Source organism: Ruminococcus sp. AM42-11, from assembly GCF_003480145.1.
In the GTDB taxonomy this organism is placed as follows: Bacteria; Bacillota; Clostridia; order Lachnospirales; family Lachnospiraceae; genus Blautia_A; species Blautia_A faecis.
Window position 1 is genome coordinate 1 of sequence record NZ_QUIO01000044.1, and the last position, 23,427, is coordinate 23,427.

Here is a 23,427-nt window from a genome sequence, read left to right on the forward strand (position 1 = left end):
TATTATATTTATTTTTTACATATGTATGCTTTGACTTATCTTTAGATATTCTATCAAATTGATTTTTTCTCATTTTGTCAGTGAAAATAGTAGGATTACAATGCCAATAATCACCTTGAACTTCGATCATCAAATTATAATCCGTTAAATAATTATCAATTGCGTAATATTTTATATTTTTTTCACGCTCAAATTGTATATTTAAATTGGTTAAAATATCATCAGTTATCTGTTGCGGCTTAGATTGTGTTTTCCCAATTGCACCACTTTCAAATTCTTTTAATATGCGTTCTCTGACTTTTTGTTTATAATCAGGTTGTTGGGAATATACTTCTCTAAACCATGATTGTCTACATTCAGTAGAACAAAAATGATTTATTGTACCATTTTCTAATTGAGAAGGTTTAATATAAAATTCACTACCACAATAGTCACATTTTATTAATTTCTGAGTGAATTGTGAATTTAACACACCAACTCTTGTTTTTAACCATTCATTATTACATTGATGAGAACAAAATCTTTGAGTGGATTTTTTATAACATTCAAATTCTGTTCCACAAATTTCACATTTTCTAATCTCATAAGCTTGTTTTCTTTTATATTCAAAGTTACATTTTGAACAACAGAATTGATTCTCTTGTTTGTTTATATGATAGCCTCTACGATAAAATTCTTTTCCGCAATTTGTACAAGAAATTATTGTTCCTGTTTCTTTCAGTTTATATGAACATTCTTTTGAACAGGTTATATGCTTAACTTTTCCATCTAGTAAATTCTGATATCTATCTTTCTTTATCCTAATTTCTTTTCCACATGAATCACAATTATAATTCATATACTTTTCATTACGTTCTTGATTGCATTTTTGGCTACAATATTTAGTTTGTTTTGATTTTAAAACAGTAAATTCCTGTCCACAACTTGGACAAGTCTTCACAATCCATATTCCAGGACGCGATTTAGTTTTAATATTTGGCATATTACCAACTCCTATTTCATATTTTTATTTCTCATATAATGATAAAATTCAATTGCTTCATCTAAATTATCAGACTTAAAAAATCTCCAATTCTCTTTATTTTTATCATTTATATAACTTTCTTTATTGAAACCTAATGAATATAAATATCTCATCAATCTTACAGATGAAACATTATAATATTTATTTTCCATTTAATCCTCATTTCAAATGTGCATTATAATCTTTCCACGGTCTTGGCTTTCCCATAAGCTATTGACCGTTATAGCTACTTGTTGGGATAATGTCCCCACATATTACTATGTGTTTAGGCATAATCACACACCTACGGCATTTAGGGAATCGATAATTTTTTCCTGTGATAAATCACTATAAGCTGCTTTCATAGAAATAAGAGCAGAAGTTGCATCATCAATATTATCAAATTCAGAAACATTCTTTAAAATATTAGCGTTCACACTGGACTGCTTTGCCTTTTCCATACTCTGTCCCAAACGCATGAAATCTGCGGTACTATTCTGGATCTGCAGAGCAGTAGTACCAACGCTTTTAGCCATATCAAAGCTTTCCTTCTGGAATTCTTTTAGCTTACTGATTGGCTCATCGGATACTTTTCGCATTTCTGTAAGAGCAGTATCAAACTCTTTAACTATTTCTAAACCTTGTTTAAAAGTATTCCAAACTTGATTCATTGCCTGGAATGAAGTCAAATACTGAGCAAGGTTTACCATTTTTTCTTTCCAACCTGAGAAGAATTTGCTAAGTCCACTTTCGACAGGTTTTACAGAAGTTCCAAGATTTTTAATCTGTCCATTCAGTGTATTTAATTGAACACTTAAAGTCTGCGCTTCACCGGCACTATCCTTAAATGTACCTTTGAGTGAAACAATTCCATTTTTTTCTGTAAATCCACTAAAGGTAATATCCTGTACATTGGTAAGCTCTCTTAGATAACTTTCCAATTCACCTTTTGCATCTGTGATACTTGCCGGATCAATGATTTTACCAATACTACCAACAGATCCACTTAATCCACTGACTTTCTTCTCAAATTCACTAATGCCCATTTTGCCTTTTGCGACAGCAGTAGCCCATTTATTTATCTGTTCCTCACTAGATTTGAATACATCTCCAATTCCAGCAATGCCACTTTTGTCAGCTTTTATCTTGTCGAAAGCATTGTAAGCACTCTGAATTCGATCGCCATACTTACTAAAATTGTCTGTAATAGTCTTATCAATATCATCAAATCTCTGCTTTGCATTTGTTTCGGCAGTGTTCTGTGGTGTTTTGGCGTTTACTCTTGCCATAATTTTATTTCGTTCTTCTATAGCGGCGTTAGCTTCGGTTGTATTATGTCTAAACGTGTCAAGAGTACGAGCAAAAGCTTCATTGTCTGCCAGTGTCTTATAATCACCAACATAAGACTGATCAGTTACATATTTGGGGGTTTTAATAGAAGTGGAAGATGAAGTACTATTTGCAGACTTCTTAGAAACAGAGCTAACTTTTGCAGAAATAGAAGAGACATTTTTCTCAACAAGTTCTTTTACCTTAACTGCGTCACCGGCAACTTGTTCATATTCAGACATAATCTGTTTTACGTCATCAATTCTAGCTTGCATAACAGTAACTTCTTCGCCACTTGGAAGTGCCTTAGATATAACCGCTTGTCCATCAGCTTCAACTTTTGCCGTATATTTATCTGTCTTTCCATAGGCTTCTTCGAAAATTTGATTTAGTTTTTGAGCATAAGCTTCAGTCTGATCAAAGTTGAGAAAATCTTTTGGATCTAATTTTCCTGCTTTAATATTTTGGTATGCTTTTTCTGCCGATGCGGAAGCGGTCTGTGTCATTCCTTTTGGATTCTGATAAAGTAAATTACCATCCTTAGTCATTGTGGCTGATAATTTTTGCCACTCACCATTAGCAGAACGAATAGAAGCAGAGAATTTTACCATTCCATCATCAAGTTGTCTAATCTGTGGTCCAACAATGTCACTATCTGGATATTTCTTTTTTAATTCTGAAATGCCAGATTCATACATTTTCTGGTAATTCTTACTATAGTATTCTTCTGAAACTGCATTCTTTTTATTTCCAGTTGCTTTCGCAGCTTTACCTAAATCTTCCTTATTGCTTTTTAAAATATTCGCAAGATTCTGTAACTCATCTTTTTTCGCCAACATAGCATCAATCTGAGTCATTAATCCGGAAGTTACCTCAGATCCTAATGTTTCTCTGAGATTCTGAGCAGAGTCTGCAATTTCACTCATACTTGATTTAATTACATCAATAGAAGTTAAATCTAATAATGTAAACTGCTTTGAGTTTCCTGAAACAATACTTTCTGCGCCTTTTCCAATGTTGGTTAATGGTTTTCCAGCACCATTGGCAGACTTCTGTAATTTATCAATCTCTTTAGTGACGTTTTGAATATTTTTTCCTGCATTTGTCAACCCAGAGAAAATATCACCATTAAATTTTACGTTATTAATTTTCTGTAAAGCTTTCGCTGTTTTTTCAAGCTCATCAGCAATACTTTTTAATTGGCTGACTTTACTATCATCAACCTCTATACCAGTTTTTATACTAAAATCTTCATTAGGCATATAAATTCACTTCCTTTCTTACCATTTTAGATATCCAATAAACGTACTCCACGTAAGTTCCTTAATTGGATCTTTCTTTTCACTAATGTATTTCTGCATAAGCATATAAGCAGAAGTTGTTTTTGGAGCAGGTCTTCCCCATTCTGAAAAATTAAATCCTGTTCTCCAATATGGAGTTCCAGGAGCTGGATGTTCAGGACCATCAATGGCTCCACCGTGATAACCTTGTTTAAATATATACTCATAAATGTAGTCATTACCTACTCTATGTCCACCTAATTCATCAGAGCTTAAATTAACATTAATTTCCCCTGATAATGGCTTTACATCATATACATTTAATAGAGATTCAGTTCTTTCATAGTATTCAGGATTGAATGACATATACCAATCTTCAACTGCGAACCTGCTTGCATTTTCAATCTCAGGAGCAGCCTTTTTAGGTATTTCTTCATTTGTTTTCTTTTCTGCAGTCTCAATACTATCAGCTAATTTTCTAAATTTTCTAGCCGCCTTATTGAGATTAGAAGCGTTAATTTTTAATGAAATCATATTTTAACTCCTATTCAAACTGTAAAAAGCTCCATGACCTTTGACAGCCATGGAGCTTAACTAAATGTTCATATTTTATTTTGAAGAAATCGCTTTAACAAGCTTTATAATATCTTCCTTACTAATATCTTTCATCGCTTCAGCAAATACTGGTGCGAGAGAAGTACCAACCTGTTTCAACACATCATTCAGTCTGGTAACCTGGTTCTGAATAAATGCCTGTGTTCCATAATGATTAGTCATAAAATCCTGTGCAGTCATTTCCTCAATAGCTGTAAATTCTTTGACATCATTACCAATTGCTTTAATAAGTTCTACAACAAGTCCGTCTCTGTTAAGATAGTCATAATCTTCGGCCATAGTCTTATTGTCCATATGAATATATGTATAGTTGTTAATAATCGTGTACACATGAAGCACATGTCTAACTGGAGAGCTGACGCTTACAATATCCTTTTTCTCAACATCTTTCCAATATGCGTTTTCAACAATTTTTTCAGCAAGAGTCATTTTTGTATTAATCGGCATATATTCAATTTTTACCATAGATTCAATGTAATCCTGCTTTTCCTGATCGGATTCCTTCTTATTATATGTATTAATAAATTCCTGTACGGTAATATCTTTCATAGTTAATTACTCCTTTTCAAACAATTTTTCCTTTTACTCATAAACAGTAACTTTCCAATAGTTTCCATCGGATGTCCAAATTTCTATACAATCACCATATGGATTATATTTAACTCTGCATACCTGTGGTGATTCACATATTTTCCAATAAACATCCGATGGAATTCTATAGTTACTTCTTGTTAATAGTTCACTAATCTCATAAGAGTACATAATAATTTTTCCAATATTTAATTTTTCATTTCAGAGTATTTTTCACATACATAATCCTTGATTTCCGGTTGAACCCTTCCTTCAATAGCTTTTCTTAGTAAACTGCAATTTCTTGCATAGCGTTTACATGTCTTACACTTATCTTCGAATTTCACCTTATCATCGTCATTATCAAAGATTCCAATATATTCAACAGGATAAATAGTCAGTTCAATTCTTGGATTATCCTTGTCGTAGTAAATTCTCTGAGGGCGGAAGAGTGCTACATTATCATCCTTCCATATTAGCTGTGTTTCTGTGATTGTATCATCTAAGCATTTTTCATAGTTTGCACAATCTTTATCAATTCTATCGAAATAAAAAACAGCATCTATAAAAAAATGCTGTGTATCATTTACCTCTCTGGTCCAATTCTGTTTTTTAACTTCATCCTCGATTATTTTCTTGAATGCTTTTTTATAATCCTTCGCTTCTTTAGTCTCATATACCATTGAAAGTGGTCTACCATTTTTCATTATGGTACGTACAGAAGTATAATGGTTAACTGATGGTGGTATAGGAGAGGTCAGGTATAATTTTTCTGTCATAAATTTCCTTTAATCATGTGATTTTAATTATTTTTACTCGTATAATTAATAGAAACAAAACAAATTTTACTAAGGAGGATTTTGATATGAGAAATTTTAAGGAGCTTAAAGATAATGAGAAAGAAGAAATTGCTAAACAAATTGCATTGCAAATCACAGAACGAAATCACAACCACGATACAAGTAATGTTGCTAATACTTTATTGATGCTTACGATTTAATCATCAATGAATTTCTGCAGCACTAATCTACATTGACTGCATCTAATATAAGCTCTTTACATCTCATTAAAACAATTTGGGCTTGCCTCATAGTGAGTCCTTTTGTTTTTAATAAAGAAATAATTTCAGAAGTTATTTCAAAAAATCGTTTTTATTAATTCCCCAGAAATCATAGAATGTATTTAATTCATATTTATAATTATTTCCTGCAATCCATTTTTCATGTTCTGATTCTGTTCTTTTCTCAAATTCCATATAAAATCATCCTTTTACTCTTTATTTAATCTGTCCAATAAACTGTTTTACTTTATCAAAACCAACCATTGCACCAATACCACTTAAAATTCCAAGTAGCACTGCACAAATAATATTGTTTACATCAAAAGCAATACCATATAACTGGTAATATACAAGTGTTCCTACAGTTCCGATAACAATTGCAACAATAAAAGCAAGTAAATTGGAAGCATATTTTCTATTTGCTTCATCAAGTAATTTTTTAATTGTCTCAACTACAAGTCCTGTTGCAATACTATAAATTGCAAATAACATAATAAAAGTATTTGTATTCATTCATTTCACCTCTTTAACCGGCTGCTTTATTTTCTTCTTCATTATTTAAGTCTAAAGTTACAGATGGAGTCTCTATCGGATTTTCAAACTGTCCCATTTGATGTTCCACACGACTATTTTTCATATAACTTAAAACAGTTGGAATTAATGAGGCAGGAATAGCGACAAGTGCATACATAAAACTTGTGTCACCTGTAATAGTTGCCATATGTTCTGTAAACCATAAAATCTGTATACAAATAGCAATCACAGTCCATAACACCATCTTACTTGTTCTTGGTTTCTTAAACTTAGGAAATCTGCGTTTTGCTTCTCTAAGTTCTTTTCTCATTTCATATTGACGCTTTTGCTGTTTGATCTGCGTCATTTCTTTTTCAAATTCTTTTTCTGTTAAATATTTCATAATGTATCACCTATAATTCGTGATTTTTCCATTTTTCTCTAAGTCTCTTATGATCACTGATAAGGAATGCGAATACAAAGCGTCCTGGATTTCTTTTTGAATCTAAGACTGCCTGTAGTTCTGCATTACCGCGAAAAATATAAGCATTACTCTGAAGAGCATTTTCAAAGAATACACATTTTTCAGGATCATAGTATTTATTCATTACTTCGTTATATTCACGCATAAGCATTTATCCTTTTGATCATATAGAAAGGCGAAAAAATGAGGTAAGAATGATTTTAAAACGCGAACAATGCGAATAGGTCATATTTTTCTTACCTCCTTAATCACTCTTCAAAATTATTTATTAGTAGCTTTATTAACTACTGGTTTTACTGTAGAAACCGGTTTAATCTTTACTGTCTGTTTCTTTTTCTCATCAGCTTTCTCAAAAACTTTGTCATTTTTAAGAACTGGTTCGATATTTTTGATTCCATCCATTACCTCATCAGAATCATCAATTTCGTCATGAACTTTTTTTAATTCTTCATCAGAAATCTGCATGATTTTATCAATATTTCCCTGTACAGATGAGTTAAACGGAATATTCTTAATATTCATCGCAAGAAGTTTTTCTCTAGCTTCTTTTTGAGTAAGTCGTTTACCAAGCCAATCACTAATAATGTAGTAAACATCCTGGCACTCAGCTCTATCAAAGAGAGTTCTCCATCTTGGTTGACGTTCATATTCCCAACAGTACGGACAGTATTCATACTCAGTCTCACACATTAAACATTTTCTTTTCTTAGACATGGTATCTCCTTTCCTTCAATAAATCCCATGGACATATTAGCCCATGGGATTAAGAAAATATCAGTCTTCGTCTGCCTGTACATCATCTTTTGGGAATACCATATAGAACAGACGTTTCTTTCTTGCACAGTAGTCAGACTGAGCATCACCCTTGTAGTCAAATGTGGAATCATTCTTCATAGCAATTGTGGTCTCTGGACTTGGCTGGAAGCTTGGGAATACAATGTAACCAAGACGCAGAACGTCTTTTTCACATGGGTCACAATATAATCCAACGATTGTAAGGCGAACTGTTTTAGGGAATTTATTTGCATGATTCTCAATAATAACAGTGTCTTTACACTTGTACTCATATTTAATAAGCAGCTGTACGATTTCTGCATTGTCCTTTACTTTAGTTGGGAAAGTAATCTTCTTTGCTGCCAACTGGAATTTTGTATTCTCGTCAGCCTCACCATCAGATAAAGTAAAGGATTTACCTGTACCACCATCTTTATAAATTGGTGTTACACTAACAGTACCAGTAACAGGCTCATCTGGAAGATCGAAATCTGCTTTACTTGGATCTACAAGAAGCATTTTTGGAGCTTCTGTTTCACCTGCAGTATCAACCATGATCTTTTTAGATCCAGTTGTACCTGCATAAGCGCCAAGTACAAGGTGAGTATTTGTCAGAGTAACGGCTGCAGCTTTAGCAGTATAAGATCTCTTAATAAGAGCACCATCCTTATCAACAGAGTCTTTTGTATCTGCAGAAATGTCGATAGAAACATCACTGATGTCCGGAAGTCTGTAATAAACTTCTCCAGTGTCTTTATTATCAGCGACAGCATGAAGGGCTGAGTCCCAAATTACACCATCAAGATTAAACATGTGTGTATCCTCCTTTTAAATTTTTGCATAAAAAAAACAGACCTAAGTTTGGTCTGTACTACGTAACCAGTTAAATGACTCTTGTTTAATATTTTTCGTATCCATAAATCCGCTATAAGCTCCTTGTGTGAGAGCAATAGTAGAAGTGTAGATTTGTGAACGCTTAACGGCATCAATGAATTCATATATTCCGCATTCTTTTAACTGATCTTTACTATATTTGAAACCAGGATAAACAAGCATAGCAGAAATCAAATTAACTAATTGTGATTCATACGGCTTATTTGCCTGAGCTTTCATTCTATTTCGGTCTCTTTCGATGACCAGTTTTTTTGCAGTTGCTCCTTTTATAATCTTAGTTCCTGTATAAGTCATACCATTAATACGTCTTATATAAGAAACAATATGATGATAAATAAAGGAATCAATTGCAAAATCAAGTTCTTCATTATAAAGAACTGTTTCGCCTGTCTCATTTTTTGTAGCCAAGCGGAATTTGCTAAAATCTAAATCTCCAAATAAAATTCCTGTTTTGTCTGGTGTTAAGCTTGTGGCAAAAACACAGAAAAAATCAAATTCACTAATCTTATTCCAATCTTGCCCATTATCCCAAAGCATTACCTTAAAATCTGACGGTGTACCACATAACAAGCCTATCATCTGATAATATTCCTGCTCACCAAAATTAATAATATCCTGCATAGTCGGTTGCGAAATTGTTATATAACTGTTCAGTCTATATGGTTCTCTAAATAGAAGTTTGCACTCATCATATTTAAAGACTGATTCATCAAACTCTAACTTGTCCATGGCTGTTTATTAATAACCTGTCGCTTTCCATTTCGAATACCGGTGATATTATTTGTGGTTTCCTGTTCAAGAACAATAGTTCGGATGATATAATTTGAATCTGTAAAAGATTCCTTGTCGCTTACAATATTGCAATGTGCACCAAAAATATTAGACCAATTAAATCTGTCACGAATAATTGAGCCAATAAGATCGTGTCGTGTAATTCCTGTAAGTGGATCAATTGCATCACGTACATCTACCATTACTAAAAAAGTAACATTCATATAACACATGATTTGGTTGTACTTTGGAATGTCTGTGAATTCAGTTTTAAAACAAAGATGATGTCTAACTTTATCTTGTGTATTAGGTAAATAGAAGTGAGGATGGATATTTCCCTCTTCTCCATAATACATAGTCCAGTCGCCATCGTAGTTGATAGTTCCGTCCGGATTAAAAAGTTCAGTATCTTCTAGGTCTAAATTGTGAAATGCATACAAGAGTTCTGGAGATTTTAGTAAGGCTTTTTTAACCTTTTCTTTTAGATAAATATTATTATCATCAGGAACGCTCGTTAATGCTGTAAGCTTTGCAAGAAGTTCCTGCTTTGTTTGAAGCTTATCCATTTATGAGCCTCCCTTATAATACAGATGAAATTTGAAGTTGAATTTCTCCAACAATATTTCTTCCATCTTTATTTATAGAGCATTTAATTACAAGAATTTTCGTTAAATACTCTTTATTGTCTGCTATTTTAATTTTAATTTTGTTGCTTTCTTTTTGCTCTAACCAGGTGATTAAATCAGTATTATCCGTGACTTCGATTTCATCTGGGTCTTCATGTCTGTTATTTTTTACATAACATGACCAGCTACTTTTTGCTAAATAAGGGACAAATTCATCTGTGATTTCGTTACCCTGTATATTAAAGAATTTTGCAGTAATTAGTTTATAACTACCACCAATCTTAATTTTATTGGCATTACATAATAAATCACAATGAGTAGTATCCATTTTTGTTTCAGTGTCTGTATGGAATGGAGTGTCAGTAGGGACTTCATTGTCATATAAATCTGCATACATAGCAAAAATGTCGCCTTGAGCAACTTCAACATCATCTCTACCATCTGTATAAGGATCAAATTTATCCTGTGCAAAAGTAAGTCTCTTCAGTCCAAATAAAGGAGCTGTTTCAACTTTACTTATCTGGAATACATTTGGTTTTTCTACAGGTGCAGAAATGATTATACGCATATTTTTATTGTCTTCTTCTACATAGTAGATATCTTCAGTAATTGGATTCAACGGAACGATTGCCTTAAACTGGCTCTCGGTGGAAGTAGAGTAATAATCCGTCCAAAGGCCGGAATTATAAGAACTCTGTGTCCTAGTCACTCCCCAAATTTTCCGTTTATACCGTTTACCATTTTTCTTTACAATAAAATGAAACCAATAATCACATGGAAGAATATTGTATTTGACAAACTGATTACCTATTTCTTTTGTACAGATAAGCCATCTATGATAAATACCTTGATCATCAGCTATATCAATATATAATCCTACAAAGTCTTCATTAGAGTATTTTCGTCTGTAATCTGTTTCAAAATAATAGAGTTCATCAGTTGGTTCGAATTGTGTCTTCTGACTTGGTTTAAATTGTAGATAATACTCAACTTGATCTTTATCCAGTGAGCTATAAGATTTGACAATAAATTTTGCATCAATGCGAGTTTTGGTTGTATGTGGTCCATGAGTAATATTTCTATTCATAGTAGGAGAGTCATCATGATAATAATCATAGATATAACAAACCCTTGATGCGATAGAATTATTCCATGTCGCTTCCATAGCATCATCAGATTGTTTTTTAATCTGTTGACCAATCGTTCCAATATTCGCATATAATTGCTGCATCTCTCTAAAGGTAGGCATAATCAGTCCTCCTTTATTTTAAGCACTGCAACACCGGCATCTAAAATGAGTTTTCTATAATCCTCAAATTTAGAATCTGGTTTATTGTATGTAACTCTGGCAGCTTCTAATAATTCAATAATTGGTACCAACTCAATGGGATAGAAGAGTAGACTATTTAACCCATCTAAATCATATTGAATATTCTGGAATATTTCATTTACATCTTTACCTGGGTATTTATTTGAAGTATTTGGATCTGCACATTGTAATAAGAAAAAAATAGAACCTCGTAAGGTCTTCTTAATTTCCGACATTTGCATGTCACTGAATTTGCCGTAACGGTGTTTCGTCATGACGTTTCACCTCCGGAGATATAACTATTGTTTATATATCCATCATCACGGATAAATTTTCGAAGGTTACGCTCTAAAGATTCGAGTCGTTCTATATTCGTCTTATAGTTAGCTTGGATGTTCTTTTCTTCCTTACTACCAATAATTCTTGCAGTATTAATCGCATTATCAACCTGTGGCTTTAACCAACCGATTACCATATATTGAGCAAAAATATTTATTACAAAATCATCATCTGATTCCTGATCTGATGGATTATTGAGAGAGTATGTCAACTCTAGTAATCTATCATCCAATTTTAACTGAGAAAATTTCTTCTTAATATATGGCTTCGATGCAGCGTCATGTAACCATGAACGCATACGATCATATGCGAAATCTTGCGGTAATTTATAGAAATTTGGATCATCCATTAGATTATAAAATCTATTAAATATTTCATCGTAGGTCATATAGCACCTCCGATCTTATTAATTACATTTTCAGATCAAAACGAGTACCACAAACTTTGTCAATGATTTTCGCTTTGTTCCACTGTTCAAATGTACCGTTTTCCATCTGTGTAGCATAAGTAGTGATAATTCTATTTTTAGCTGTAATTGGAAGCTGAATAAATGCTTTTTCAAAGTCACGATATGGAAGGTTCATTACTTTCTCAATATCTTTTTCATTAAACATATTTTCATAAACTTCCTTTACTTCAAACCAGTGCTCGTCATTTATAAGATTTTCATCCTCAATAATAATATCTGGATCAAATATAGAACCTTTATGCTGAAGCATTGCAGCTTTTAAATCCTGATATTCAATATTTCGTCTATCACCAGCACCATTAAACGCATATGTCATGTGTGTATGATCACCTGTAAACAAGAGCACACCAGCAAAAAGTGACCTACATGGAATCATTTCCTCTGGTCTATAATCTGCATCTGTTTTTACTACTTTTTTAGGTTCTTTTACCTCTACTTTTTCAGGTTCATCCTGAACCGTAATATAATTGGCTCTTACCATTTCAATTGCTTCGTCAGAAAGTGGAGTCATATGATTTTTCACAGGAACTTCGTTTTCCTTTAATAACGCTACAACATCTGAACTTGGTACACCAATTTCTTTTGCAAGCTCAAAAACTTTCATAGTTATTTTTCCTTTCATTCATAAAAATAGGAGTGTAGTAAACAACCACACTCCTAAATATTTTTATATTAGACGAAATTACGCCTCAAGAGTCCATGTACCAAAACGTACATTAGTCATTGTCTCAAGACCCATGCAAGTTCTAATACGGTAATCTTTTGTCTCATCACCAGTCTCGCCCATTTCGTTTCTTTCAAATGTTGCATCAGAACCTTCATAAACGAACTTAACGAACTTATCAATATTATTAGGCATAATCAGAAGTTTCTTATCATCTTCCAGATAGTGCTCAACATCATTGTAAGCAAATGCCTGTGGAATCTCTACAATTTCTGTTCCTTCGAATGATCCAAGACGACCCATTCTATAGATATCAGATTTTGCTTCATTAGAAATCCACTGTACACTACCGAAGTTCTGAAGTTCTCCAAGAGCTACCTCAGTACCCATAATTACTGCCTTAGAACCGGTAGCAAGCTGTACATCAGAGATAAGTCTTTTCAGTTTAGCTCTATTTTCAGCTTTAGCTTCACCTTTGATATTCCATTTTGTAGGAACTGGAAGCTGCTGAGATGCAGACATAACAGCATCATGAAGCATTGTATTTACATAACGATCAAATGCTTCTGTAATTTTATTAATCAGCTCATTCCAGTCTTCAACACCCTGCATAAACCTAAGAAGGCTCATGTATACGCCTAATCCAAAGTAGCTTGTACTAACTGTGCGAGTCTGTCCTGCGCCAAGTCTCTGACGTTCAATTGCGTGCTGTCCACCAGAAAGTTTTGCTACAGTAAGAATACAATCATCTTTAATGTAGAAACTGTTTTTCTCTCCGATTGTTGTATTCTTAAAATCAACATATTTTCTAAAGAATGGATCTGCTGACCAACCTGTTACCAATGTGTCATCAATTGTGTCCTCGATAATCTCGAATAACGCTTCTCTTACTGCAGTTCTTCCTAAAGCACGTTTAATCTGAATATCAGTTGCGTCCTCGGAAAGTCCTGCAATTTCTCTAAATTTTGTTCTAATTACAGTATTGGCATCTGCTACAGACTGGTTCTGAAGTGTGCCATTATATGTATCAATACAAATTTTTGTAAAAGTTTTAATATCTTTTGCGTCTTTAAATTTTCTTGATTTAAATCAGTATATTCAGCAAATAATAATTTTCTCATTATGATATATCCTCCTTTCTATTAGGCTTCAACAGCAGCATTTCTCTTAACGAATACTGCATATTCACCGTTTGGCCACTGCTTGTAGATATAGCCAACAAAACCATGTGTCACAGTTGTTTTATTTGGATCTTCTGCAGCAGTTGTTAATTTGAAACCAGTTCCATCAACAACAACATATTTTCCAACCTCAACCTCTGTTTCGTCCTTGAAAGCTTCTTTAGAAAGGCTAAATCTGTCTGTTTCGAATGTTTCAAATGCACGAATTCTTTCTCCCTGACCAATAAAATACTGGGATTCTTCCTGCATTCTCTTCGTGTACTCTTCGTAGATTTTTACATCATTTGCAAGGATTACGATTTTATCTGTAATCTTTGGTGCTTCTACTTTAAATACATCGTCCTCTACATAATTTTCTGGCTTCAGAACAGATACAGAGCCATTTTCCATCTCTGCATCTTCATTAACCATTGTGTAAAATGCACTTGGAATATCAGTTGCATGCATTAATGTGGCATGAAATACGCCATGTTTGTCGTATAAATATTTTTCGAAATTAGATGCCATTTCGGTTTCCTCCTTTAATATTTTTAGGCAATAAAAAAGAACCTCCACTATAGAAGGTTCTGAATGATTTTAAATTCGTTTCCAATGAAGAACTGTTCCGTTATCTAAATGACCAGTATATTTAATACGTCCAGATAAATAACTACTTACACATCCACCATATTTTTTATCCGCTGCATCCATAGAATTAAATATTTCACCTGTTTCAATACATTTAACAGGAGTTCGATTAAATCCGTTTGGATTATTTTCATTTCGCTGTTTGTTTTTTTCGTAACCGAGAGCAAGCGATTGTTTTTTTAGATCTTTATAATCCATATTAAGATATCCTGATTCACAAGCAGTTTTTAAATACCTGCTTACAGTGGTGTTTGATATTTCAAGCTTTTCGGCTATTTCAACAAAACTTCGCATTCCTTGTTTAACTAAGTCACAAACTGAAATAAATATAGATTTTTCTGCAACGACACGGCATAAAGAAAAGTTTATTTTTGATAAATTTAAGATTTGAGCCACTTCAGAAATTAAAATATGTTCTTTTATATAATCATATCTATTTTCTATATTAACATAATTGCAATTAACTCGAATTACTTTTATATTATGTAATTTTGCTAATACGTCTTTCTTATCATCAATTTGTTTTCCAGCAATATCTTGTTTACCATTGAGAGTAAAATTCCCATGTCCAAGTCCGCCATCCATTTCAACAATATATTCTTTATTATTCACTTTAAAATAAAAATCATATCTATATGGATGTGCCCAATCTGGATTATATTGATGTATATAATCAACTTTAAGTTGGTTTAATATTGACTTCATGAATTTTTCTGCATAACTAAACCCATCACTACAATATTTACATTGTAACCCATGTTTATGTACCTCGTTTCCAGATTTATATATTTCATTACCACAAACAGGACATATAAAATATATTTTCTTATTTGTATTCGTTTTATACCTATAAGCATCCTCTGGATCTTTAAGTAATGGTATTAACTCCGGATTTGTTGTTGCCATGTCATTTATGCCAGGAATTACATCAGTATATAAATTACAAAAACATTTTGGACAATTTAAATGTTCTTTTTCTGGCATTATATTTTTAGGTTTTTTCTCAAATTCATATCCACAGCTGTGTCTAATTTTAATAAAATCAGAAGCACTTATATATTGAGAAATAAGTGTATACTCATTTTTATCAAACTTGTTATAAAACTTTTCTTGAAATTCTTCATTAGTTAATATAGTACCCATAAAATAAACCTCTCTTTCAATTAAAAAAGAACCCTAAAAGTTCTTTTTATTTTTTTACTTCTGTATTTTTACAAGAAGTATTCTCAATATTTTCGAACTTAGGATTCTTCCTATTCTTAACATACTTGTGTTCCGTTTTAGGACGTTTGTTAAGATAATCAATCAACTCATCTGTATATAAGAACATCCAAAATTCTCTATTGGTAGATGGATTGACTGATCGTGCAATATATCTTTGATGTGCATTCTCCATAAGCTCCTTTCTAAGAGTAGGAGAGTAGCAATAAAATACATCACTCATAAATAAATACCTCGTTCAACTATAAAATTTTTTCTATATTCAGTTGTTATAATTTACTTCTAAATTATTTTCTAAGAGATTTAAAATAATCTCCATAAGGTGAATTCTCATTATCAGCTTCTGGTTTTTCAGAACCAACACCGAATGTCATTCCACCGTTAAATTTCTTTTTGGATTTTGTTTCAGAAGTGTGTGCAGAAAAAGTACCTGCATTAGATGTGATAAAGTCAGCAAAAATAACTTTCGCTTCTTTTTCAAGATCAACAAGACTGTACTGGTCCATGTTCTCAACAAGAGTCTTGAACTCATCTGTGTCTCTCAGATCATTGTATTTCTCCGCATTAAGAATTTCTTCTCTCTGTGTATGAAGTTTTGCAAATTCTGCATTTTCTTTGTATTCAACAAGAGATGCATAATTACTTCTCATCGCTTCAACTTCATCCAATTCCTCTTTGGTAAGATATGTAGCGTATACTTCTACACGATCACCGGTAAGAGAGAAGTTATCTCCATCCTGGGAATATGTCTGCTTGTAAGCAATACCTGTCCAATAATCAGACATAATCAGATAGTTCTCATAAACTTTAACGGAATACCAGCAGTTATCTGATTCACCATACTGAGTATTTACCAGATCAGATAATGCCCAAATTTTCTCATCAAGGGCAATTTCAAAGTTTGCGGATTTCTCATCAACGGTAATAGAGTATTTCTTCTTCTTTTTACCATCTGTTCCGCAAGCCTCTTCCTCAACTGGATTTTCTTCAGACCCATCAGATGTTGTAACAGGCTCATCTTCGGATACCAGATTTTCTTCCTGGGTTTCGCCAGCTCCCTCTTCATTTACTGGTTCTTCTACAGGATCAGCGTCACCATTACCTTCGTCTGCATTTTCATCAGAAGTAGGTTCTGGATCAGAGTTACCATCAGTTGTACCTGCATCACCGGTTCCATCATCAGAAGCTGCGCCACCGTCATCATCAAATGTTTCTGTAAATTTCTGTTCAAGCTCTTCGTCAGATAATCCCTCGTAATCAAAGGTAATATCCTCGGCTGTTACATTATATTTCTTAAGTAATTCTTCAAATTTCACCAGATCATTTCCTCCTTTCTGATTAATTTGTGTATTATTATTGAAACAAACCTTTTCTAACTTGGATTCAATGTTAGAAAGTCTAGTCTGTAAATCAATCAAAACTGAATTATGTGCTTCACTAAAATCAACAATATCTGCTCTGGAACCTTCCATTCCTTCTGCAATTTCCTGTTTTTCTCCATTAACATCACGAGAACCCAAGAATGTTGAAGCATTTAAATAAAAATCATCTAAATCAAGAACTTTTTCTTTTGCATCATAAGATAATTCTTCAATGACAAGCTCACAACTATTTTTAGTACCGTTTTTTTCTTCAAGTATAGAAGTAGTGCGAGTGTAGTCTTCAGCAATATAAGCATAAGCACATACAAAGTCTTTATCTAATTTATCATCATGTTCCCAAAATGCTGGTTCAGAAGAGAATGATCCAACTTGAGATTCAATATATACTGTTTCATCTTCACCAGTTTCTTCGTTTCTGACAGTTTTCATTTCGTGACCTTCGAAATCCCAGGAACCATCGTCAAGCTGATGAATAGCTGCGAGTACCGGTCTGTCTGGGATTGTTTTCATTGCACGTTCTGCAGCTTCTTTAGAAACACGAGATTTATTTCGATTTACTCCAGTATGGAAAATTTTAATTTTAACTTTTTTCATACCACGATGATTTTCATCAACAGAATCTTCCGATTCAAAAGTAGTAGGAACTTTTACTGCAAGTTTATATCCTGTTTCATTTGAACTGAATTTTGCAAATTTCTGTTCCTCACAAAATTTGACTAAATCATCAATGGTGAGTAGTGTTTTGTTTCGCATATTTGGTATTTACCTCCTTTCTGAAAATTTCTATATAATAGCCCTTAGAAAAGAGGACTAAACACACATAATATTTGTGAATTTTACTTTAGATATATCAATGTCATTTTCAGCAAAATTCATCTTATTGTTATTTACAAACATATAAAAATGAGCAGGTGTCTGAACCTCTATATAACCTAGAGTGATCAACTGCTCACGAACTTCTTTATCATATGTAAAAATAAATTTTTTATCTTTCATTATTTATCACTCATTTCCACGTTCTTTGGATTTACTACCAGAGTCGGTTAGATCATCAGAATCTTTACTTGGGGCACCGCCATTGATTGGGTCTGTATCTGTAGTAGAAGTATCACCAGATTGCGTATAACTTGTACTAAGTGGATTGCTCATCAAATCAACAAGTCCTAAATCACGCTCAAGCTTAAGCATAGACATTTGCTCAAGAAGTGTATTTCCATCAAGGACACCAACTGACATTCTTGGTAATCCATTCTGGGCAGATTCAATAAGTTCTTTACGTTTTGCTTTTCTTGTATAAGGACAAACACCATCTATGTACTTAAAGTATCCATGTCCAGTTCCAACAACATAGTTAAAATATAAATTTAGATATCTCTGCACTTGAGGTAATAATGTACTTTGACCATATTTCATATCTGCAATAATCTGTGCTTCATAAATTGTTGTTCCAGATTTATCTGAGTCAAGAATTACACCACCAATATGTTTGAAAATATTAGATATTGAATTGGAAACCATATCTGTATCATCTGTATTATTCAGATCTTTGAATTCAATTGTGTCAATTTCCATAGGAGAGAGCACAACATTAACACATGGCGGAACATTAGCTGCAAGTTTGTTATAATATTTTAATGCGGTATCCGGATCAATCTCAAAATCGTCCGGATCAGAAGTACCACTTAATGGTTTTAGTCTAGCTACAAGAAGTTTATAAGCACTAAGTTCGTCCTTAACGGCCTGAATCTCTAACAGATCAATATTATTTATAATCGTCTGAAATAAACTCGCTAGTGGACTGTAATCCATAGTCGGATCATCACTATTTACCTTAAAACAAACTTGTCTTTCAGGTTCAAGTTCCTGCCATCTTAATGTAGAATCTTTCTGATATGCTTCATATTTAGACTTAAATTCAGAATCCCAATATTCAAGATATGCTTCATGTGATCTGAAATAAGAAAAGTCAAATGCAAATCTGAATACACCTGCTTCAACAGAAGATACTCTACAATAATCTCCATCAAGAATCTGATAGAAACAAGTTCCACCTTCCTGATCAGAATCATCATAAACATATGCGTACACAGAGTCTTCACGCCAAGCTACAAGAAGTAGTTTTACAAGTTCACTGGCAAAATCCATGCGTTGCCAACGAATCATAGTCTCATACCAAGTATTAGTACGTTCCTCTGGAGTCATTTCCTGCGTAGGATCATCCAATGGGATAATATTGAACGCATCTCCACAAATCATAGTCGCATAGTGTAAACAGATACGTCTGTACTCATAGCAAAGTCTGTACAGATACCGGCTTAAATTCCTTAACTGAGACTCGTATGATTTTGGTGATTTCATATAAGTACGAAGTGTTTCCCTGGAATATGTCTGGAAAGTACGCGATTCAGTTTTTGACAAATCGGTAAGCTGCAATGCGTCTATCATAGCCTTTGTGGTTTTTGCCATTTCAAGCACACGTTCATGTTTCGTAAGTGTTGTTGACATTTCAGCTACAGTTTTCTTCCCTTTTGGTGTATCAATAGTTGGAACAGTGGCTGATTTGTTTAATAGTAATTTATCAACTTTGTCCAGTTTCTTTGTTTGATTTCTAGTTATGGTTGATTTTGTATTGACTGTTTTAGTTATTTTAGGAGCTACCTTTGACTTCGAAGTAGAAGTTGAGGCAGCTGTATTAACGGTTTTATTTGAAATAGGTGTACCGTCCTGCACCTTTGGCTTATTTTTACTACCTTTGGGTCTACCCATTGGTACACCTTCCTTTCTATTTATTGTTTTTGATTTTGATTAGTTGGAATTTATTTTAAGAAGTAAGAAGTGGGAGAGTAGTGGGTGTTGATGTGGTTAGAATGGATTGGTTATTAATCGAAATAAGAATGACGCTTCGCTGTACGGATTGGTAAGATGTCAGCGAGGTTTGAAGTTGACTTTTTCTTTTTACCTGTAATACTTTTTCTTCGTTCTTGCATAAGAGCATAAGATATTAGACAGGCTGTATACGAACGGTCATCATGCATTTTATTAGCTTTTTCTGGTGAAAGCTCAAATGAGTCCTTTCCGGATTCACGTTTCTTACGAACCATATTAACAAGTTCTTCTTTTAATGCATCAATATTAGTAAGAGCAAGCTTATCTGCCCAGTCAAGTTTTACAATTTTAGTCTTTACCGATTGAACTTTAGAAAGTTCTTCTCGAAGCTGTTTTTCAAACTCTTCCTCATTAAGTTTTTGCTTCTTTAATTCAGAAATAATTCTAGTTTTTTCTTTCTTTAAAAGTTTTTCATCTATATCAAACATAGATAGATAATCTTTATTATCATAAGAGGCAGTAAAACTAATTTTATCCTGGTTCATAAGTTCAATCATTGCTTCATACATTTCTGATTTATATGCAGCTGGTGCCATTAAATGTAATTTATTCACAGCGTTTGGAAATTTCTTCACATATTCAGCTGAATACTCTTTATCAATTAGACCTCTATGAATAATTCCTTTATCATCTACCCAATCTTCCATAAGATAATCCGCTATATTAACACCTGCTCCACCAGAACCAGCATCAATATAAACACCTACAATATTATCATAATTATCTGCACCACCATTGTAATCAAGAATAAGCTGTTTTAAATATTTAACTTGATCTGGTGTTTGCATTGGTGATTTAATTTTCTTTCCGACATCTATAAGATTTACACAGTTTACAATTCGCATTCTTTTGTCAATAGTACCATCAACTTGTTCAAAGTCGTAAATTTCTCCAACAGTAATAACACTATTGTCTCTGCTTCTAGCCGGATCAAAGCCTATGGCAAAACGTTTGTTCCCTGTATCATTGTATAGAAGTGGTTTTCTTACTTCCTCATTTCTCGTAATAACACCACGTTTGATAATTGCATCACTACCTGCCTGGGTACTAAAAATGCAATAGTATTCACGCAATGCTTTTTCTGGATTTGTTCTCATCGCTGCCTCTATAGTAGATTTACTATAAAGTGGAGCAATTAACTTTCCATGTTTTGTTGGCTTTAATACTATTTCGCAATCAATTTGTGCAACGAAATAATCAGTGTCCCCCATAATCATTCGTTTTGAGAAATCTCTATATAGCTTATAAAATTCTGTATCAACACTGGATGCAGAACTGATATAAAACAGCTGATTTTGTACAGGAGATGGGATTGCACGAAGTCTATTAATATCAATAGAATTACCATCTCTATCCTTACCGGTAGCAAAACCTTTATTTACAATAACAAATGCAGCGTATGTATGCATCATATCAGCATCAAGGAAACCGCACTCATCAAAACAGCAAAAATTGCTCCGGGCACCTCTTTTCTTATCAACATTACTATTTAATGTCTTTGTCATTGAACCATTATAAAGTGAATAAGAGAATCCATCAGATGAATGACTAAATCCGTCTCCTGCAGCATTTTTTATTTCAACTTCATTTTTAAAAATATATCCAGTAGATCCCATCATACTTTCAATATTGTCATTAGCCAATTTTTCAAGAGTAGTAAATGTCTGTTCTGCCTGTGAACCAGAACCACTTGCTATATAACTCCAGTAATTAGTAAAAAGCATATCCTTAGACATAATTACAATATCAGTTATTGTGCTTTTTCCAAAACCACGGCTACATACAAGTAACACATTTGGGCACATCCATGCTCTTTGAACTATGTATGCCTGTGCATCTAGTAATTCTATATTAAAAAAATCATCTATAAATTTTACTGGATTAGCCTGATAATATTTTTGGATTTCTGCTAAAGATATAAGAGATTCTATTTTACGTTGTGATAGAGCGTATGTACCACGTTTTACATAAACATCATATTTATAATTATTATCAAAAATATCATTAAGATATTGCTTTTTTATTCCAGATACTTGTTTTAATTTATATTTACTATAATCAATTTGTGAGGTTATCTGATTGATTGTTTTCTCCGCTTTCGGATTGATCATCATCGCTGTCAACCTCCTGTTCGCCTAATTCATCTGCGGAGAAATAGGCATATAAATTATCCAAATCAACTAAATTATTTTGATCAAGTAACCCATTTTCCTTAAGTACATCTTTTAAATCAATATTTTCTCTTAGTAAGATCCTAGAAATTTCTTTGTAATGTTTACAATCTTCCTGTGATTTTCGGACCATAACACGTTGTTCTGCAACAATATCAGACCATTCTGATTCATCTAAATGAAGCTGCTTCATAATAGAAGCATCACTCATTTCCATAACCTGTTGCATACCTTTACATGTCCAAATATCAAAACCATTTACTTCACCTTCACGAAGATTAAGATCTTTTATTTTTTTAATCTTACCAGTCCAGGTATTTTCGCCTTTCTTTGCATTTTTATTATTTCTTAGAGAAATACAGCTCTCTGCTGCAAGACTTGTTATAACAGAAGATACTTTACTTTTACTATCCTGAAGAGATTTAATGGTTGCTGAATTTTTCTCAATATTATCAATATCAACCATGGCTTTTGAAATTGCGTTATCAAGTTTAGACTGTTGCAGAAACCCTCTTACAATAGAAATACATGAAGCATTTCTCATCATATCATCATTTCCATCGCCACCAGCATCTATAAGACCAATTAACTGTGCATATAAAAATGGTTGGTCAGTAACTTCTTCAAATTCAAACGGATCGTATCCTAAAAGTCTAATAACATCTTTTTTATTTTTGTGAAAATCTTGCAATGTTTCAGGACTCATTTTGTTTAATATGTCATTATTTGAACTATGCTCTTCCTTAATTTTAACATTCTCGTTATCTTCATCTGAGTCCCTATATGTAAGAGTGTAATATTGTGGCATAGCAATATTTTTCACATAAGAATCAAATGGAGTTTCACGAGTTTTACCAGAATGTAAATTTTCAGACTCAGTAACACTAGAATCCCAAACTTCTTTTAAGAACGGTTTATTAAGATAGGAGAGTGCAAATTTCATACTTTCCTCAGTACAATATTTTTCTCCTGTTTTATCACTTAACACAGCTAATTCTTTTGCACAATCCTTACAGATTGAAGTAACACCAAGTTTATTAAGTGGATCTGTACTTGTGTAAAATTTATATTTTGGTTTTAATTTTCCACAAATATAACAAGTTGCATAATTATTTCTAAGCTCATTGATTTCTGCATTTAACTTATCTATTTCTGCTTGAGACTCTTTAAGCTTTAATCTTGCCTGGGCAGCTGTTAGTTTTGCTGGTGCTATTATTTTCTTTTCAGTAGCCGTAACAGCCACCTCCTTTTTATCATAA

Annotated in this window: 27 protein-coding genes and 1 pseudogene; 1 reads left to right on the forward strand and 27 read right to left on the reverse strand. The window is 33.0% G+C overall.

Annotation, left to right across the window (positions count from 1 at the left end; translation table 11 throughout):
* From DW904_RS18820 to DW904_RS18845, 6 genes and pseudogenes are all read right to left on the reverse strand, one after another.
* Positions 1-982, reverse strand: a pseudogene (locus DW904_RS18820) (hypothetical protein); the annotation flags it as partial.
* Between the two features lie 11 nt (positions 983-993).
* Complete coding sequence (locus DW904_RS18825; RefSeq protein WP_118583576.1) at positions 994-1,176, reverse strand: DUF5659 domain-containing protein; 183 nt, start codon at positions 1,174-1,176, stop codon at positions 994-996.
* Between the two features lie 123 nt (positions 1,177-1,299).
* Complete coding sequence (locus tag DW904_RS18830; protein WP_118583578.1) at positions 1,300-3,594, reverse strand: hypothetical protein; 2,295 nt, start codon at positions 3,592-3,594, stop codon at positions 1,300-1,302.
* Between the two features lie 18 nt (positions 3,595-3,612).
* Positions 3,613-4,146, reverse strand: a complete 534-nt coding sequence (locus DW904_RS18835) for a hypothetical protein (RefSeq protein ID WP_118583580.1) — start codon at positions 4,144-4,146, stop codon at positions 3,613-3,615.
* 75 nt (positions 4,147-4,221) lie between these two features.
* Positions 4,222-4,776 (reverse strand): hypothetical protein, encoded by a 555-nt coding sequence (locus DW904_RS18840; protein WP_118583582.1) that lies wholly within the window; start codon positions 4,774-4,776, stop codon positions 4,222-4,224.
* Between the two features lie 230 nt (positions 4,777-5,006).
* Complete coding sequence (locus DW904_RS18845) at positions 5,007-5,576, reverse strand: RusA family crossover junction endodeoxyribonuclease (RefSeq protein ID WP_118583584.1); 570 nt, start codon at positions 5,574-5,576, stop codon at positions 5,007-5,009.
* An 86-nt stretch (positions 5,577-5,662) separates the two neighbouring features.
* Here DW904_RS18845 and DW904_RS24665 point away from each other — a divergent pair, with 86 nt between their 5' ends.
* Entirely contained in the window at positions 5,663-5,797 is a 135-nt protein-coding gene (locus DW904_RS24665; protein ID WP_279254405.1) for a hypothetical protein, read from the forward strand.
* Positions 5,798-5,929: 132 nt separating this feature from the next.
* Here DW904_RS24665 and DW904_RS24670 read toward each other — a convergent pair whose 3' ends face one another.
* The 21 genes from DW904_RS24670 to DW904_RS18945 form a co-directional block, all read right to left on the reverse strand.
* The gene (locus tag DW904_RS24670) at positions 5,930-6,052 is read right to left on the reverse strand and encodes a hypothetical protein (RefSeq protein ID WP_279254406.1); all 123 of its coding nucleotides are present in this window, start codon (positions 6,050-6,052) and stop codon (positions 5,930-5,932) included.
* A 21-nt stretch (positions 6,053-6,073) separates the two neighbouring features.
* On the reverse strand, positions 6,074-6,370 hold the full coding sequence (locus DW904_RS18850; protein ID WP_118583586.1) for a hypothetical protein: 297 nt from the start codon (positions 6,368-6,370) through the stop codon (positions 6,074-6,076).
* 13 nt (positions 6,371-6,383) lie between these two features.
* Positions 6,384-6,773: a hypothetical protein gene (locus tag DW904_RS18855; protein ID WP_118583588.1), complete on the reverse strand. Its 390-nt coding sequence runs from the start codon at positions 6,771-6,773 to the stop codon at positions 6,384-6,386.
* 10 nt (positions 6,774-6,783) lie between these two features.
* Positions 6,784-6,999, reverse strand: coding sequence for a hypothetical protein (locus tag DW904_RS18860; protein WP_118583590.1), 216 nt, complete (start codon positions 6,997-6,999; stop codon positions 6,784-6,786).
* Positions 7,000-7,115: 116 nt separating this feature from the next.
* Complete coding sequence (locus tag DW904_RS18865) at positions 7,116-7,568, reverse strand: hypothetical protein (protein WP_118583592.1); 453 nt, start codon at positions 7,566-7,568, stop codon at positions 7,116-7,118.
* A 60-nt stretch (positions 7,569-7,628) separates the two neighbouring features.
* Positions 7,629-8,441, reverse strand: coding sequence for a hypothetical protein (locus DW904_RS18870; RefSeq protein WP_118583594.1), 813 nt, complete (start codon positions 8,439-8,441; stop codon positions 7,629-7,631).
* A 42-nt stretch (positions 8,442-8,483) separates the two neighbouring features.
* The gene (locus DW904_RS18875) at positions 8,484-9,251 is read right to left on the reverse strand and encodes a hypothetical protein (RefSeq protein WP_118583596.1); all 768 of its coding nucleotides are present in this window, start codon (positions 9,249-9,251) and stop codon (positions 8,484-8,486) included.
* Positions 9,239-9,859 carry a hypothetical protein gene (locus tag DW904_RS18880; RefSeq protein ID WP_118583598.1) on the reverse strand — a complete coding sequence of 207 codons (621 nt, stop codon included), beginning with the start codon at positions 9,857-9,859 and terminating at the stop codon, positions 9,239-9,241. Before DW904_RS18880 ends, DW904_RS18875 begins: the two co-directional genes overlap by 13 nt.
* Positions 9,860-9,872: 13 nt before the next feature.
* The gene (locus DW904_RS18885) at positions 9,873-11,168 is read right to left on the reverse strand and encodes a hypothetical protein (RefSeq protein ID WP_118583600.1); all 1,296 of its coding nucleotides are present in this window, start codon (positions 11,166-11,168) and stop codon (positions 9,873-9,875) included.
* A 2-nt stretch (positions 11,169-11,170) separates the two neighbouring features.
* Positions 11,171-11,503 carry a hypothetical protein gene (locus tag DW904_RS18890; protein ID WP_118583602.1) on the reverse strand — a complete coding sequence of 111 codons (333 nt, stop codon included), beginning with the start codon at positions 11,501-11,503 and terminating at the stop codon, positions 11,171-11,173.
* Positions 11,500-11,955, reverse strand: coding sequence for a hypothetical protein (locus DW904_RS18895; protein ID WP_118583604.1), 456 nt, complete (start codon positions 11,953-11,955; stop codon positions 11,500-11,502). The genes DW904_RS18890 and DW904_RS18895 overlap by 4 nt, the downstream gene beginning before the upstream one ends.
* Positions 11,956-11,977: 22 nt before the next feature.
* Entirely contained in the window at positions 11,978-12,640 is a 663-nt protein-coding gene (locus DW904_RS18900) for a translation initiation factor IF-2 N-terminal domain-containing protein (protein WP_202187775.1), read from the reverse strand.
* A 78-nt stretch (positions 12,641-12,718) separates the two neighbouring features.
* Entirely contained in the window at positions 12,719-13,543 is an 825-nt protein-coding gene (locus DW904_RS18905; RefSeq protein WP_118583608.1) for a hypothetical protein, read from the reverse strand.
* A gap of 299 nt (positions 13,544-13,842) precedes the next feature.
* Positions 13,843-14,388 (reverse strand): hypothetical protein, encoded by a 546-nt coding sequence (locus DW904_RS18910; RefSeq protein WP_118583610.1) that lies wholly within the window; start codon positions 14,386-14,388, stop codon positions 13,843-13,845.
* 69 nt (positions 14,389-14,457) lie between these two features.
* Positions 14,458-15,651, reverse strand: coding sequence for a winged helix-turn-helix transcriptional regulator (locus DW904_RS18915; protein WP_118583612.1), 1,194 nt, complete (start codon positions 15,649-15,651; stop codon positions 14,458-14,460).
* Positions 15,652-15,697: 46 nt separating this feature from the next.
* Positions 15,698-15,952 carry a hypothetical protein gene (locus DW904_RS18920; protein WP_118583614.1) on the reverse strand — a complete coding sequence of 85 codons (255 nt, stop codon included), beginning with the start codon at positions 15,950-15,952 and terminating at the stop codon, positions 15,698-15,700.
* 64 nt (positions 15,953-16,016) lie between these two features.
* Positions 16,017-17,864: a hypothetical protein gene (locus DW904_RS18925; protein WP_118583616.1), complete on the reverse strand. Its 1,848-nt coding sequence runs from the start codon at positions 17,862-17,864 to the stop codon at positions 16,017-16,019.
* A 57-nt stretch (positions 17,865-17,921) separates the two neighbouring features.
* Positions 17,922-18,107 (reverse strand): hypothetical protein, encoded by a 186-nt coding sequence (locus tag DW904_RS18930; protein WP_118583618.1) that lies wholly within the window; start codon positions 18,105-18,107, stop codon positions 17,922-17,924.
* Between the two features lie 6 nt (positions 18,108-18,113).
* Complete coding sequence (locus tag DW904_RS18935) at positions 18,114-19,877, reverse strand: hypothetical protein (RefSeq protein ID WP_118583620.1); 1,764 nt, start codon at positions 19,875-19,877, stop codon at positions 18,114-18,116.
* A 113-nt stretch (positions 19,878-19,990) separates the two neighbouring features.
* Positions 19,991-22,111 (reverse strand): terminase, encoded by a 2,121-nt coding sequence (locus DW904_RS23080; protein ID WP_202187776.1) that lies wholly within the window; start codon positions 22,109-22,111, stop codon positions 19,991-19,993.
* Positions 22,056-23,411 carry a hypothetical protein gene (locus DW904_RS18945; protein ID WP_118583622.1) on the reverse strand — a complete coding sequence of 452 codons (1,356 nt, stop codon included), beginning with the start codon at positions 23,409-23,411 and terminating at the stop codon, positions 22,056-22,058. Before DW904_RS18945 ends, DW904_RS23080 begins: the two co-directional genes overlap by 56 nt.
* Positions 23,412-23,427: the final 16 nt, after the last annotated feature.